13 protein-coding genes and 1 other annotated feature are annotated in these 14,403 nt (G+C 36.9%); of the genes, 3 read left to right on the top strand and 10 right to left on the bottom strand.

Annotated features, from left to right (window positions below; all coding sequences use genetic code 11):
- Window positions 1-27 precede the first annotated feature (27 nt).
- The 3 genes from proS to QQZ16_RS00275 all read right to left on the bottom strand — a co-directional run bounded on the left by proS (window position 28) and on the right by QQZ16_RS00275 (window position 5,321).
- Window positions 28-1,461, bottom strand: a complete 1,434-nt coding sequence (gene proS / locus QQZ16_RS00265; RefSeq protein WP_031540642.1) for a proline--tRNA ligase — start codon at window positions 1,459-1,461, stop codon at window positions 28-30.
- 108 nt (window positions 1,462-1,569) lie between these two features.
- Window positions 1,570-1,787 (bottom strand) — a binding site (T-box leader).
- A gap of 989 nt (window positions 1,788-2,776) precedes the next feature.
- Window positions 2,777-4,006, bottom strand: a complete 1,230-nt coding sequence (locus tag QQZ16_RS00270) for a pyridoxal-phosphate-dependent aminotransferase family protein (protein WP_284560953.1) — start codon at window positions 4,004-4,006, stop codon at window positions 2,777-2,779.
- A 79-nt stretch (window positions 4,007-4,085) separates the two neighbouring features.
- Window positions 4,086-5,321: a Zn-dependent hydrolase gene (locus QQZ16_RS00275; protein WP_284560954.1), complete on the bottom strand. Its 1,236-nt coding sequence runs from the start codon at window positions 5,319-5,321 to the stop codon at window positions 4,086-4,088.
- A 272-nt stretch (window positions 5,322-5,593) separates the two neighbouring features.
- On the opposite strand from QQZ16_RS00275, the gene QQZ16_RS00280 reads away from it, so the two are divergent.
- Complete coding sequence (locus tag QQZ16_RS00280; RefSeq protein ID WP_235251803.1) at window positions 5,594-7,240, top strand: PucR family transcriptional regulator; 1,647 nt, start codon at window positions 5,594-5,596, stop codon at window positions 7,238-7,240.
- A gap of 148 nt (window positions 7,241-7,388) precedes the next feature.
- Window positions 7,389-8,723: a nucleobase:cation symporter-2 family protein gene (locus QQZ16_RS00285; RefSeq protein WP_031538529.1), complete on the top strand. Its 1,335-nt coding sequence runs from the start codon at window positions 7,389-7,391 to the stop codon at window positions 8,721-8,723.
- 52 nt (window positions 8,724-8,775) lie between these two features.
- Here QQZ16_RS00285 and QQZ16_RS00290 read toward each other — a convergent pair whose 3' ends face one another.
- The 5 genes from QQZ16_RS00290 to QQZ16_RS00310 form a co-directional block, all read right to left on the bottom strand.
- Entirely contained in the window at window positions 8,776-10,011 is a 1,236-nt protein-coding gene (locus QQZ16_RS00290) for an NAD(P)-dependent malic enzyme (RefSeq protein WP_031538531.1), read from the bottom strand.
- Window positions 10,012-10,269: 258 nt separating this feature from the next.
- Entirely contained in the window at window positions 10,270-10,959 is a 690-nt protein-coding gene (rpiA, locus tag QQZ16_RS00295) for a ribose-5-phosphate isomerase RpiA (RefSeq protein WP_031538533.1), read from the bottom strand.
- Between the two features lie 82 nt (window positions 10,960-11,041).
- On the bottom strand, window positions 11,042-11,899 hold the full coding sequence (locus QQZ16_RS00300; RefSeq protein ID WP_031538534.1) for a DUF421 domain-containing protein: 858 nt from the start codon (window positions 11,897-11,899) through the stop codon (window positions 11,042-11,044).
- A gap of 15 nt (window positions 11,900-11,914) precedes the next feature.
- On the bottom strand, window positions 11,915-12,121 hold the full coding sequence (locus QQZ16_RS00305) for a DUF1657 domain-containing protein (RefSeq protein WP_031538536.1): 207 nt from the start codon (window positions 12,119-12,121) through the stop codon (window positions 11,915-11,917).
- An 85-nt stretch (window positions 12,122-12,206) separates the two neighbouring features.
- Window positions 12,207-12,413 carry a DUF1657 domain-containing protein gene (locus QQZ16_RS00310; protein ID WP_031538538.1) on the bottom strand — a complete coding sequence of 69 codons (207 nt, stop codon included), beginning with the start codon at window positions 12,411-12,413 and terminating at the stop codon, window positions 12,207-12,209.
- Window positions 12,414-12,589: 176 nt separating this feature from the next.
- Between QQZ16_RS00310 and QQZ16_RS00315 the strand changes: the two genes are divergently transcribed.
- Window positions 12,590-12,835: a hypothetical protein gene (locus tag QQZ16_RS00315; protein ID WP_284560955.1), complete on the top strand. Its 246-nt coding sequence runs from the start codon at window positions 12,590-12,592 to the stop codon at window positions 12,833-12,835.
- 162 nt (window positions 12,836-12,997) lie between these two features.
- Here QQZ16_RS00315 and zupT read toward each other — a convergent pair whose 3' ends face one another.
- Both zupT and QQZ16_RS00325 read right to left on the bottom strand, forming a co-directional pair.
- Window positions 12,998-13,807, bottom strand: coding sequence for a zinc transporter ZupT (zupT, locus tag QQZ16_RS00320; RefSeq protein WP_031538542.1), 810 nt, complete (start codon window positions 13,805-13,807; stop codon window positions 12,998-13,000).
- Window positions 13,808-14,083: 276 nt separating this feature from the next.
- Window positions 14,084-14,302: a hypothetical protein gene (locus tag QQZ16_RS00325; RefSeq protein ID WP_031538544.1), complete on the bottom strand. Its 219-nt coding sequence runs from the start codon at window positions 14,300-14,302 to the stop codon at window positions 14,084-14,086.
- Between the last annotated feature and the right edge of the window lie 101 nt (window positions 14,303-14,403).

The raw sequence follows: 14,403 nt of genomic DNA on the forward strand, positions 1-14,403 counted from the left end.
TTTCAGCTAGATAATACAGCTAAAGTTTTAATACGCCTTAGCCCAATATACTAATTTACTTGCTTTCTTGCCACAGCATACACAAGTATCTGCAATTGCCTCCTGTTCAAAAGGCATGCATCTAGAAGTTGCACTTGTTTCTTCCTTGATTTTATCTTCACATGCTTGATCTTCACACCACATTGCTTTGATGAATCCTGGCTTTTCTTTTGATATCCATTGTTTAAATTCATCGAAGCTTAAAGCAATATGAGTATTTTCTTCTCTATGATTGATAGCTTTCTGTAGTAAATTATCTTGGATATCCTTTAACAATTGGGCAATTGTATCTTCTAGTCCATCCATTGATACAAATTGCTTTTCTCCAGTATCTCTGCGAACGAGCACAACTTGATTTTTTTCTATATCCTTTGGTCCTACTTCTAAACGCAAAGGAATCCCCTTCATTTCATACTCATTAAATTTCCAGCCTGGCTTTTTATCACTTCCATCAATGCCCACTCGAATGGAACGGTTTAATTTCTTTTGCAAATCATAGGCAAAATCCAAAACCCCTTCTTTATGCTGGGCAATTGGTACGATCATTACTTGAGTTGGCGCAATCATTGGCGGCACTACTAAGCCACGGTCATCCCCATGAACCATAATCATGGCACCAATAATTCGAGTAGTAAAGCCCCATGATGTTTGGTGAACATGCTGGAGATTTCCGTCCCTATCAGAGAACTGAATTCCAAATGATTTTGCAAAGCCATCACCAAGATTATGAGACGTTCCTGATTGCAATGCTTTTCCATCATGCATCAAACTTTCAATCGTATACGTATACTTAGCACCAGCAAACTTTTCTTTTTCTGTTTTTCTCCCTTTAATAACAGGTAGCGCTAAGTATTTCTCACAAACTTCCGCATAAACTTCAAGCATTTGAGTAGTTTCTCTATCTGCATCTTCTTCTGTTTCATGGCATGTATGCCCTTCTTGCCATAAAAATTCTAATGTACGCAAAAATGGGCGAGTGGTCTTTTCCCAACGTACTACATTTGCCCACTGATTATATAGCTTTGGAAGATCGCGGTAGGAATGGATAATATTTTTATAATGCTCTGCAAAAAGAACTTCAGAGGTTGGACGCACACAAAGTCTTTCTGCTAATTCTTCCTCTCCTCCATGGGTCACCCATGCTACTTCTGGAGCAAATCCCTCGATATGATCCTTTTCCTTTTGCAATAGACTTTCTGGTATAAAGAGTGGCATATAAACATTTTCATGTCCTGTTTCTTTAATGCGTTTGTCTAATGCCTCTTTAATATTTTCCCATATTGCTGTTCCATATGGGCGAATAATCATAGACCCTCTTACACTTGAATAATCGATTAGTTCTGCTTTTGTGACAACATCTGTATACCATTGAGCAAAATCTTCTTCCATACTAGTAATGCTTTTTACAAAATCCTTTGCCATTTTAGAAGCCTCCTATTTTATTGTTTTTTATCGATATTATTTCTCTATAACTTTTACTTTTAAAGGTCCATCTTTTTGAAAAAGACCATTAAAAAAGCTTTGCCTCTCATTAGGGACCATAATAATGGCGGTACCACCCTAATTCAAAGCAAAGCTTTACACTCATCCATGGTAACGGTATTGAACCGCTGAATCTTTCTAAACAATGTCTATTCGATACAGAACGAAAAAGGCAGGTTCCACAGGTAGCCTATAGGTCCTTTCAGCAATTAGACCCTCTCTTCTAATAGACATGGCTGTATACTATTCCTTTTTATAGTTTCTTTATTCATTTCTTTGTGAAAAATCATATCGGATAGATTCATTATTGTCAATATGGATTTTTTTATTCTTTTTCTAATAGATAGATTATAGTTTGTTCCTTTTTCTTGCTTTTTGTAAGGGAGGTGAGTGCTGAAGGCTAGTTTTCTGTTACCTTTTCCTGCTCTTTTTCTTGCTTTCGGGCACAGAGAACGTTTCTCTGTTACCTTTTCTTGCTCTTTCTCTTGCTTTCGGGCTCAGAGAAAGCTCCTCTGTTACCTTTTCCTGCTCTTTCTCTTGCTTTCGGGCTCAGAGAAAGCTCCTCTGTTACCTTTTCCTGCTCTTTCTCTTGCTTTCGAGCACAGAGAACGCTCCTCTGTTACCTTTTCTTGCTCTTTCTCTTGCTTTCGGGCTTAGAGAACGCTCCTCTGTTACCTTTTCCTGCTCTTTCTCTTGCTTTTGGGCTCAGAGAACGCTCCTCTGTTACCTTTTCTTGCTCTTTCTCTTGCTTTTGGGCTCAGAGAACGCTCCTCTGTTACCTTTTCTTGCTCTTTCTCTTACTTTTGGGCTCAGAGAACGCTCCTCTGTTACCTTTTCCTGCTCTTTCTCTTGCTTTTGGGCTCAGAGAACGCTCCTCTGTTACCTTTTCCTGCTCTTTCTCTTACTTTTGGGCTCAGAGAACGCTCCTCTGTTACCTTTTCCTGCTCTTTCTCTTGCTTTTGGGCTCAGAGAACGCTCCTCTGTTACCTTTTCCTGCTCTTTCTCTTGCTTTCGGGCTCAGAGAACGCTCCTCTGTTACCTTTTCTTGCTCTTTCTCTTACTTTTGGGCTTAGAGAACGCTCCTCTGTTACCTTTTCTTGCTCTTTCTCTTGCTTTCGGGCTTAGAGAACGCTCCTCTGTTACCTTTTCTTGCTCTTTCTCTTGCTTTCGGGCTTAGAGAACGCTCCTCTGTTACCTTTTCTTGCTCTTTAGCTTGCTTTCGAGCACAGAGAACGTTTCTCTGTTACTTACTATCCTAACCCCTTGAATAAAAATCCAATGTCGTTTGAAGTGCTTGACCAGCAGGAAGTTTTACTCCATGTCTAATCAAGCAGGCTTCTAGGCTGGCAAGTACGAATAGGACATTTTCTTTTCGGCAACTATAGCCCATCGTGCCTATTCTCCATATTTTCCCATGCAAAGGACCAAAAGAGCTTGCAATTTCTACACCAAATTGTTGAAGCATCATACTTCGGACAGATTCTGCATCTATACCTTCTGGCACTTTGATGCAAGTAACAGTTGGTAATTTACACTTGCTATCACTAAATAGCTCTAGCTCCATTCCTTTAATCCCTTCCATTAATGCTTGTTCATGGTATTGATGACGAGCAAATCTATTTTCCAGTCCTTCCTCTAAAACAATTCTTAGTCCCTCATGTAATGCGTATAACATAGAAGTTGCTTCTGTATGATGATTTAATCTTCTTGGACTCCAATAATCCTGTAATTGTGCTAAGTCTAAATAATTGGAGCGGATCGGAGCATGGGCTTTTTTCTCTGCTAACTCACTGTCTGTCGCTATCCCTCTTTCTACCTTTTTCCGCGCAATCAATACTTTTTCCACTCGATCATTATATGTAATAGGAGCATTTCCTGATGGCACCGATAAACATTTTTGATTCCCACCAATCACTGCATCTATATGCCAATTATCTGTTTGCACATTTACACCGCCAATCGTTGCCACAGCGTCGACGATAAATAGGATATCTTGTTCACGGCATGCCCTACCAATCTCTTCTAATGGCTGCATACACCCAGTTGATGTTTCACCATGAACAAGTGCCACCATTTTTGGATTCACTCGTTTCATTTCTGCAATGATATCTTCCGGGTCAAAAACTTCGCCCCATTCACATTGAAGTAAATGAATATCTGCCCCATATCTTTCAGCAATTTCTGTTAACAAATGGCCAAATCTTCCGTAAATCGGTATTAGTACTTTATCTCCCGGCTCGATAATACTGGCCAAGACAGCTTCAAGTCCAGATCTCGAGGTTCCATCTATCGGATATGCCCACTTATTTTTTGTTTGGAAAACTTGTTGGATCATTGCCATTACGTCATTCATGATGGACGTAAACGCAGGATCAAATTGACCTAAAATAGGAGTGCTTAGTGCTCTTAACACGCGTGGATCCACTTCAACTGGACCTGGTGTCATAATTGTTCTTATAGGTGTGTTTAATTCTGAAAAAGTCATTGGATACGTCCTTTCCTTTTATCTATTTTCTTTACTACAACGCATAATTCTTTTCTTTCTATAAAAATATGTACATTCCTTAATAAGCTAAACGGTGCAATAATTGGATGAGAACACTAATCCCTCTTTTTAAATCTTCTAGATTCGTGTGTTCTTTGGGAGAATGGCTGACGCCAGAAACACTTGGCACAAATAGTAAAGCAGACGGACAGTATGTTCCAAATACTTGCGCATCATGCCCTGCCCCACTGATCATTTTTCGGTTTGGAATATTCATTTCTTGTACAATGGTATGAGCTAGCTCTGTTAATTCTGCATCCATCGCAACAGCCTTAACGTTCATCCATTGTTCCCATTCAACATTCATGCTCGCCTCTATACTTTTCTGCTTAAAATAAGCAAAAATTTTCTTGCAAAAATAATCTAGTACTTCTTCTTGATGATGCCTGACATCTAACGAAAACGTAACTTCTTTTGCAATTACATTCGGAACATTAGGCGCGGCTACTATTTTCCCGACCGTTGCTACTAACTGTGAATCAAATTCCTTAGCTTGGTTTATAGCATAAGTAATTAATTCAGCAGCCAAATGCATACTATCCTTTCGATAATACATGGGAGTCGTACCTGCATGGTTGCTCTCTCCTGTTACCTTAACCGTAAATCGTCTTTGCCCAACAATATGAGAAACGACGCCAATGGACTCTTGCTCTTTCTCCAATACTGCACCTTGTTCGATATGTATTTCTATGAAACAATCAATATCTGCTCTTTTTACTTCTTCTCTATCTGGTTGCAAGCCCATGGATGACATCGCATGCGAAAAGGACATATTATTCGCATCGTATAAACCTATGCAATCCTCCTTCGTATATTTTCCTGTTATGGATCCTGAACCCCAGAAAGCTAAAGGAAATCGACTCCCTTCTTCCTCGCATAATGATACAACTTCTATTGTTTTTTTGGGGATTCCATAATGTCTCTTTAAATAGTCCAAAGCAAGCAGACTTGCTATGATTCCATACGCACCATCATATTTTCCTCCATCTATTACTGTATCAATATGGGAACCTGTCAAAATTGTTTTCTCGCTTTCAAGGGACCCTTCTAGCCTGCCAAACAGATTGCCTACTCCATCAAAATAGGTTTTTAAACCAATCTCATTCATTTTTTGTAAAAGAGCATGCTGAGCTAACCGCCAATTTTCATCATAAAGAAGTCGTGTAACCCCGCCATTTTCGTTAGCCCCGAATGTAGCCAGCCATTCCATCCACTTGCCTACTTCTTTTGTATCTATTTCATTAGATGTCTTCATTTCAATCGCTCCTATTCAGGGGAGATCTCCAATTAATTCAACCTAAAATGAAGGAACAAGGCTCTTCATTTTGTTATTTCCCCATAACTTTTTCTAGCATAAAATGCCCATTAAAACTACGCACTATTATTTATGTAACCATTATTTTAATAAGCACTCGCTGGCAATACATTAGATAAAGTGTTAGAATTATCTAAATACTTTGTATAAAATAACTAAATCCGAAATGCGGAGAAGACTTGTAATATAGCGTTCTTTTAGGAGGAGATAAAATGAAACTAGCAGAAATACTACAAAAACCTGTTTTCAATGCTGTGGAAGTTATTGCAGGTCATACTGGTTTAAATAAAGAAATTAAGAATATTACGATGATGGATGCGCCAGATATTGTTGAATATTTATATCCTAACGATTTATTAGTTACAACAGCCTACCATCTTAAAGATAAGCCTGATGTTTTGCTTTCCTTAATAAAAAGTATGCAGGAAAAAGATTGTACTGCACTAGGAATTAAAGCAAAAAGATTTTTAGGACAGATTCCACAAGAAGCAATTCAATTTGCAAATGAAAAAGGCTTTCCACTTTTAGAAATTCCATTAGAAACATCACTTGGTGAAATTGTTAATGGCTCTTTAAATTATATGCTGAGTCAGAGAACAGCAGAGCTAACCAATGCCTTTGAAACCCATCGAAAATTCACACAGCATATTTTGAAAGGAAAAGGGATAAAAAGGCTTGTAGACGACCTATCGCAAATGATTAACAAGCGAATTGTTTTACTTGATGCACATTTTCAAATGCATACCTCTTCTCATACTAGAAATTCGATTGAAAACTACTTCAGCTCCCTTCATGCAAAAGGATATGAATTTTTATTAGCAAGCTCGCCCTATTCTTGTTTTTCGAGCAGAAATACAGAAGAAGTTTTTACTATTTTTCCAATTTATACTCATATGAGGAAGCCAGCATTTTTAGTTGTGCTTGGAGAAATATCGATTGAAGACAAGAGTTTACTGCTTACCATTGAACAAGCTACCAACGTTTTATCTTTTGAGCTAATGAGAGAAAATACAGTAAAGCAATATTCACGAAGGGCACGAAATGATTTCTTTGCTCAGTTTGTGGAAGGCAAATTTACCTTTGCGGAGGAAATTGAAAGTCGGGCAAAAGAATTTTCTTTAAAAAGTGAACATGCTTCGATTGCAATTATTGGCAAAATGGATAACAGTGATCAATATATCTCCTTTACACAGCATTCAGTTGAGGTGGATTATATATATGAATATTTGGAAACGGAAATAAAAAAAGCACCATTTAACTCCCAGCTTTTTATTAAAGATGATCACTGTATTATTATTATGGAAGTCGCCCATTCATCTTATGATTTAGACCATTCGATTCTTCCTTATTTGCAAAATATTCAAGAGTATATTGGAAATACCTTTAAACGGTCTATCTCATTTGGTATTAGCAATGTTTTTCAGCGTCTATTAAATTTACCTAATGCCTATAAAGAAGCACTTAGTGCCTTACATATTGGACAGCTATCTGGCAATATCCCCTTTATCCAGATTCACCGGCCAAAGGATGTCTTTGAGATATTACGAATTATTCCAACGAAGGATCTTCAGGAATTTTACGAATATATCTTTCAATCATTTACAACCAATCAGCAGCAGGAAGAGGAACAGATATTACTAAATACTTTATCGGTATACTTAGAAACGCATTGCCAAATTTCTGAAACGGCAAAACGCCTTTATGTTCATCGTAACACTGTAATCTATCGTTTAGAGAAATGTGAAGAACTCTTAGGAAAAAGTCTGAAAGATCCAGAAACAACCTTTCATCTTCGATTTGCATTCCGGATAAAGTCGATATTAAAAACGAATGAAGGAAAAAAGCAAATTCAAATATAGTGGAGTCTACTTAGATATATAATCTATATTTTCTAAATATTTTGTACAATATAACCAATGACTTCTTTCTTCTTGCTCATTATGATGTTAATTAGCATAACAACAAGTGTTAACTTTATTAACATTATAAGAAAAAGGAGTGTAATGAATGGCTCAAAACAAAGAAAAGGGTTTAAAAATTTTTTCTTTAGGACTTCAGCATGTGCTTGCCATGTATGCAGGTGCTATCCTCGTACCGTTATTAGTTGGAAGAGCATTAAATTTAACAACCGAACAACTCGCTTATCTTGTTGCAATTGATTTATTAACATGCGGAATTGCCACCTTGCTTCAAGCTTGGAAAAATAAATATTTAGGAATTGGATTACCCGTTGTTCTCGGTAGCTCCTTTGTTGCTGTAACGCCGATGATTTCCATAGGAACAAATTACGGAGTTACTGCTATTTATGGAGCCATCATCATAACAGGACTTTTCATGATTATTTGCGCTCCTTTTTTCAGTAAAATAACGAAACTTTTCCCTCCTGTCGTGATAGGAACAGTGGTCACAATAATCGGTTTATCACTCATTCCATCAGGCATTAAAAATATGGGCGGAGGAGCAACTAGTGAAGATTTTGGTTCCATTGAAAATCTGATTCTTTCATTCGGGGTATTATTATTTATTCTCTTGTTAAATCGTTTCACAAAAGGATTTATGCAATCATTGTCTGTTCTAATGGGAATTATCGTCGGTACTGTTGTTGCTGCTTTTCTTGGAAAAGTGAATCTTTCCCCAGTAAAAGAGGCGAGTTGGTTCCATTTCCCTGAACTATTTTATTTCGGAACTCCTAGCTTTGAGATAGGTCCGATCCTTACAATGTTAATTGTTGGTTTGGTTATCGTCATTGAATCAACTGGCGTTTTCTTTGCACTAAGCAAGATTACGGAAACTCCTTTAAGTGAAAAAGATTTGACAAGAGGATATCGAGCAGAAGGAGTGGCCATTACTTTAGGTGGATTATTCAATGCATTTCCGTATAACACCTTCGCACAAAACGTTGGTCTTGTACAGCTTTCTAAAGTGAAAACCGTCAATGTTGTTGTCGCTGCCGGAGGAATTTTAGTCTTCCTAGGACTCATTCCGAAAGTTGCAGCATTCGCTACCATAATCCCAACACCTATATTAGGCGGAGCAACGGTTGTTATGTTTGGGATGGTTGTAGCTTCTGGAATCAGAATGCTTAGTAAAGTAGATTTTACAAATCAAGCTAACTTATTGATTATAGCATGCTCTATTTCCATCGGCTTAGGAGCAACTGCTGTTCCTACTTTATTTGATCAACTTCCTTCTGGACTACGTATCATTGTCAGTGATGGAATTATTACTGGAAGTATAGCTGCTATCCTGTTAAATCTTCTTTTTAGGGTAAAAACAAATAAACAAAGCACGAGTGCTTCCATTCTCCCTACAGAAGAAGTAACCGAAACACATACACTTTAATGAGAAAAGCGGCCAGTCTTATTTTGACAAACGGCCGCTTTTCTCATTTCCTTTATTCATCTCTTAGCTTTGTCAGATTCATCGTTTTCATTCTCACTTGTTCTGGATTGACCTGAATTCTCGCTACATTTGTTTCCATTGCTGTTCTCGCAACAGCCGCCGCAACAGCGGGAGCTACTCTTGCATCAAAAGGACTTGGAATAACATACTCTTCATCCAACTCTGATTCCGCAATTAATTCTGCAATTGCTTCAGCAGCAGCTTTTTTCATCGCTTCATTAATAGCCGTTGCTCGGACATCTAAAGCACCACGAAAAACACCTGGGAATGCCAATACATTATTTACTTGGTTCGGAAAATCAGATCTTCCTGTTCCGATTATCCTAGCACCTGCTTCTTTCGCTTCAGCAGGACTTATTTCTGGCACTGGATTTGCCAGCGCAAAAATAATTGCGTCCTGATTCATCGTTCGTACCATCTCTTTTGTTAAGGTACCTGCGACAGAAACTCCAATAAATACGTCCGCTCCTTTAATAGCATCACGCAAAGACCCTTTTTCATTTTCTCCATTTGTAAAGGTTGCCACAGATTCTTTTGCTTGGTTCATTCCAACAGATCTTCCTGCATAAATCGTCCCTTTTGTGTCACATAAAATCATATTGGTTACACCAGAAGAAAAGAGAAGTTTCGCAATGGCTATCCCCGAAGCACCAGCCCCATTTATAACAATTTTTAAATCCTTCATTTCTTTATTTACAAGCTTCAGTGCATTAATAAGACCAGCTAATGCTACAATCGCCGTTCCATGCTGATCATCATGAAATACAGGAATATCTAATTCTTGCTTTAATCGTTCTTCTATTTGAAAACAATCAGGTGCAGCAATGTCTTCTAGGTGGATTGCACCAAAAGTAGGAGCCATTAATTTCACAGTTTCCACTATCTTATCTTTATCTATTGTATTTAAAGCAATCGGAAAGGCATCTACCCCAGCAAAGCTTTTTAATAAAATTGCTTTTCCCTCCATAACCGGAAGAGAGGCCGCTGCCCCAATATTCCCCAAACCAAGTACAGAGCTACCGTTTGTCAAGAGGCCCACCATATTCCCTTTCATCGTAAAATCATATACAGATTCAGGATTTTCGAAGATTTCTTTACACGGTTCGGCAACTCCTGGAGAATAAGCTAGACTTAAATCATGGGCATTTTTCACATCTATCTTTGCATAAATCCCTAATTTCCCTTGTTTAACCTGATGCATATGTAAAGCTTCTTCTCTTAAAGACATTTTATCTCTCCCTTATTGATTGCCATTTTCTCTAACATAATGCTTCTTTCTCATTGAGGTATTTTTCATGGTATATTGAAAAGCCGAAAAGGAAACGCTTTCATAAACTAAGCTTTATTAGACATTTTTTCTGCATGGTTAAATCCAACGAGATATCACGCAGTTACCCCCACCTAACCATTTATTAGACGAGGGCTAACTGCAAGTTAATGTTTAATACATTTTCATCTTTAATATATGATTATTCAATATTCACCATTATTCATTTTTAGCTATATCAACAATTATTTCGTCCTGCTTATTTACAGAGATTAATACATCAACCATATGAATAAAGAGACCATTTTCTACTACTCCTACTATATTATTCAGTGTTTGATGTAATTGCTTGGGGTTTTGGATACTAGAAAAAGAACAATCGATAATATAGTTTCCATTATCCGTAAGATAAATCTCTTCGTCTTTCATCCGCAACTCTGTTTTGCACCCTAATTTCTGAATAGCTTTCTCTGTTTGTTTATACCCAAATGGAACTACCTCTACAGGCAAAGGAAAATGGCCTAAGGTTTGGACTTTCTTGCTCCCATCAGCTACAACAATAAAGGTTTTGGCAGCACTCGCAATTATTTTTTCTCGTAATAATGCTCCGCCTCCTCCTTTTATAGCAAAGAAATTGGCATCAATTTCATCTGCACCATCAATGGCAATATCTAATTCTTCCACTTCATTGATATCAACTAATTGAATTCCATATTCACTTGCTAATTTTTCCGTAGCTTTTGACGTGGCAACCCCTTTTAAATTCATCCCTGCCTTAATCATTTCGCCCATCGTTTTAATCACATAAAATGCTGTAGATCCTGTTCCTAGTCCAACTGTCATTCCATCTTTTACATATTGAATTGCTGCTGTTTCTCCTACTAATGCTTTTTCAGCCTGTCTATCCATCCTGTTCACCTACAATTATTTTGTCATCGTTATCCTCCCTTCTATAATAGATGATATATCCTTCTCTTTCATCTATTTTTCATTAGATATTATCTCCTAAATACATTTTCACTTTATTTTTTACTTGCTCCATTTTATTCGCATTTTTTCTATACATTAATTTCGCCTCTTTATTGTCTGTTTGTAGCGAATACATTTCCAAGTCTGCTTGTACTTTTTTTATCGTCGCAAGCAATAGTGGTCTTTCTTGTGCTTCTGCCAGCTTGATTTTATCGTCAAAAATGTCAATGGTAAGTTCCCCATAAGAATCAACTTGCCCTAGGAATACATTATCTTGTGTTACACCTAATTTCTCTAATTCCATACGCAACCAAGATGGGGTTTTTCCCGCTTTTGTTAAAGAATCATAAACGATATTCCCATCCATTATGATCGTTTGAGGCGCCTTTTCACTTGGCACTTTCATGTTAAGATCTTTGGGAGTGATGGGTCTATTTTCCTTTTTCAATAAAACACTGAGCATTCCCTTTGGCTCAAGTACAGCATATTCAATTTCTGCCAAGCTAAAAACATCTTTTTGCCGCAAAAGCGTAGAAAAATCATCAATCGTATAATGCTCTTTCTTCAAATTCCCTTCCAGGAGTTTTCCATCTTCCACCAATACCGTGCCAGTGCCTTCTATTACATTGCGCAATGTTTTACTTTTTAAGGAAATCACATCTGCTAAATAGGAGATGATTGCAAAGACGAATATCCCGAGTATCCCATGCATAACACTAAGACTGGAGTTTAGGATAACCTCTCCTGCGATATCTCCCAGTGTAATACCTGCTATGTATTCAAAAAGGGATAACTGAGAAATATGCTTTTTTCCTAATAGTTTTGTGGTAATAAATAATACAATGACAAAAAGCAAAGAACGCAAAACTACGATAAACATGTTTTCACCATCCCATTAAGAAGAGCTATATTCCTTTTCTTCTCGCTCTAATTGATATACCCTTAGCTGAATATCATTTTTAATCTCTCCAACTAATACCATTGCTTCGTGAAAAGCCTTTTGGGCCTCTTCTTCCATGGAATGAAGAGCAAAGGCAGATAGCTGGGATTCAATACCTTTTAAACTCGCTAAAGTCTGCTTCACATTAGATGCAACTGTCATCTTTTCCTCCAATAGAAGAGAAGCCGTATATAGAAGGGAAGTCAATTTTCTCCTAGAAACGGCTTCTCGATATTTTTAGCATGTATTATTGTTGTGCATATTGTGGTTCTTCTTTCTGAATCTCTTGTAGCCTTGGATTTAAGGAATCAACTATTTGTTGTGTTTGTTGTGCAGCAGTTTGATATATTTGCTTTGCCGATTGGTTATCTGTAGCTAAAGCAAAGGTTTCTAAACTTGCTTGTGCACTTTTTAAACCAGCAATTGTTTGTTTAACGTCTGAAATTACCGTCATAGAGCAGCCACCGTCCTTAAATTTTTTTACTACCTTTATATCATTTCATTAACGTCTATTGTTATGCAGTAAAAAAAATCCAAATCTATAGAGAGAAGCCCTCTTTGGCCTTTAAATAATTGAAACTTTTGCTTTATACAGCCGTATTATTTAGTAAAAACAGAAGGAGTTAAAAAATGATTACTGTCATTATCGTTTTAACTGTATTTTCTATTCCCCTAGCTGGTATTATAACTACCCATTTAGAGAAGCAGACAAAATTAAATCATGCTATGCTAAAAGATCAATTGGAGCTTGAAAGATTAAAGCATGAAAATTTTTTATTAGAAACAAATAAAATGAAATTAGAAGTGGAGAAGAGAAAATGGAGAAGGAAAATAATTTATTGGAGAAGAAGTGATTTAGAACTAGGCATTTCTTGAAAAAGTGGGGGGACAACCTTAGCTCCTTGGCTAAAGCTTGCTTTATTCCCCGTAGGAGTGGACTGTCCCCCACTTCGTTGTTAAAAGTTTTTTTGCTTCAAAAAGGAAATAATTTTTAAAAAACTGAATAGCGTAATTCATTTAATATTATTCAACCAAGCTTTAAATAAACAATAACAGACTTACTGCCATCACAGCCATTCCTGCTATTAAGCCGTATATCGATAGGTGACCTTCGTCATATTTTTTTGCTGCTGGCAATAATTCATCTAGTGAAATAAAAACCATAATGCCTGCTACTGCTGCAAAAATTAGTCCAAACATAACATCATTTAGAAATGGCATTAAAATAAGAAAGGCAACAATCGCGCCGACTGGTTCTGCTAATCCTGACAAAAAGGAAAGTTTAAATGCTTTTCTTCGATCACCTGTCGCAAAATAAACAGGGACTGCAACTGCGATTCCCTCTGGAATATTATGTATCGCTATCGCAACGGTAATTGCTACACCAAGTCCCGGATCCTGAAGAGCTGCAGTAAAGGTTGCAATCCCTTCTGGAAAATTGTGAATAGCAATTGCCAGTGCAGTAAAACTTCCCATTTTCAAAAGAGAGTGATCTGTCTGCCTTACATTAGATTTATTAATATCTTCCACTTTCTTTAACTCATGTGGGTTTCCTTGTTCAGGAACAAATTTATCTATTAAAGCAATTAACAATATTCCACCAAAGAACCCTGCTACAGTAAGCCAATTACCCGTTTGCTGTCCTAATGATCCAACTAATGCATCTTTTGCTTTCACAAAGATTTCAATCATCGATACATAAATCATCACACCGGCAGAGAAACCTAGCATCCAAGAGAGAAATTTTGTATTGGTGGTCGATGTAAAAAATGCAAGCATACTTCCTATCCCAGTAGCCAGCCCCGCTAATAATGTCAAACCAAATGCAACCAATAAATTTTCGGGCATTTAAATCCCCCTTATTCCTCTGTATTATTTTTAACTTTTTCGTATATATAAAAATTATACCTTCGTTTAAAAATGTTTCTCTTAGGAAAGATTTTAACCAATTTCGAAATATTCGTCAATTTATTTATGGATAGATTATATCTATAGTCATCTAGCTCTATACAAATTCAATCTTTGCTGAATAATGAAGAGCACTTTTTTAATTATACGTAAAAGGGATAATTTCTTTCCTCCCTTTTACAAATTTCTTAAGGCAAGTTAATGGAATTCTATGTATTAGTCTATTTTTCTTCTACTATTCATCTCTTTATATATTCTCTTTACACCCTCTGTAATAATCGTGCTTCCAATTAGATCGATAACAATATTTCCATTTATCATTTTAATTAAGTAATAAGATAATGTGCCTATTCCCATATCCATCATAACAAATCGCTTCATTTTCGATATGTCCATTACGACAATAATTATTTGTTTCTGATCCTCTTTATTCATTTTCCCCAACTCCCCTTTGCAATTAAAGTATGATGGAAAACGTTTGTCCGATGTCCTCCATTCTTCAACAATGGATTTTTCCAAAATAAAAGATTCAAATC

This window comes from Bacillus sp. T2.9-1, assembly GCF_950097965.1.
Classification (GTDB): Bacteria; Bacillota; Bacilli; order Bacillales; family Cytobacillaceae; genus Niallia; species Niallia hominis.

Bases quoted from the DNA above. Each gene is read 5' to 3' on its own strand.
- QQZ16_RS00280 (WP_235251803.1), top strand. From the start codon at position 5,594: ATGAAACTAGCAGAAATACTACAAAAACCTGTTTTCAATGCTGTGGAA.
- QQZ16_RS00305 (WP_031538536.1), bottom strand. From the start codon at position 12,121: ATGACAGTTGCATCTAATGTGAAGCAGACTTTAGCGAGTTTAAAAGGT.
- rpiA (WP_031538533.1), bottom strand. From the start codon at position 10,959: ATGGATAGACAGGCTGAAAAAGCATTAGTAGGAGAAACAGCAGCAATT.
- proS (WP_031540642.1), bottom strand. From the start codon at position 1,461: ATGGCAAAGGATTTTGTAAAAAGCATTACTAGTATGGAAGAAGATTTT.
- QQZ16_RS00310 (WP_031538538.1), bottom strand. From the start codon at position 12,413: ATGACGGTAATTTCAGACGTTAAACAAACAATTGCTGGTTTAAAAAGT.
- QQZ16_RS00325 (WP_031538544.1), bottom strand. From the start codon at position 14,302: ATGAATAAAGAGGATCAGAAACAAATAATTATTGTCGTAATGGACATA.
- QQZ16_RS00300 (WP_031538534.1), bottom strand. From the start codon at position 11,899: ATGTTTATCGTAGTTTTGCGTTCTTTGCTTTTTGTCATTGTATTATTT.
- QQZ16_RS00270 (WP_284560953.1), bottom strand. From the start codon at position 4,006: ATGACTTTTTCAGAATTAAACACACCTATAAGAACAATTATGACACCA.
- QQZ16_RS00275 (WP_284560954.1), bottom strand. From the start codon at position 5,321: ATGAAGACATCTAATGAAATAGATACAAAAGAAGTAGGCAAGTGGATG.
- zupT (WP_031538542.1), bottom strand. From the start codon at position 13,807: ATGCCCGAAAATTTATTGGTTGCATTTGGTTTGACATTATTAGCGGGG.
- QQZ16_RS00290 (WP_031538531.1), bottom strand. From the start codon at position 10,011: ATGTCTTTAAGAGAAGAAGCTTTACATATGCATCAGGTTAAACAAGGG.
- QQZ16_RS00285 (WP_031538529.1), top strand. From the start codon at position 7,389: ATGGCTCAAAACAAAGAAAAGGGTTTAAAAATTTTTTCTTTAGGACTT.
- QQZ16_RS00315 (WP_284560955.1), top strand. From the start codon at position 12,590: ATGATTACTGTCATTATCGTTTTAACTGTATTTTCTATTCCCCTAGCT.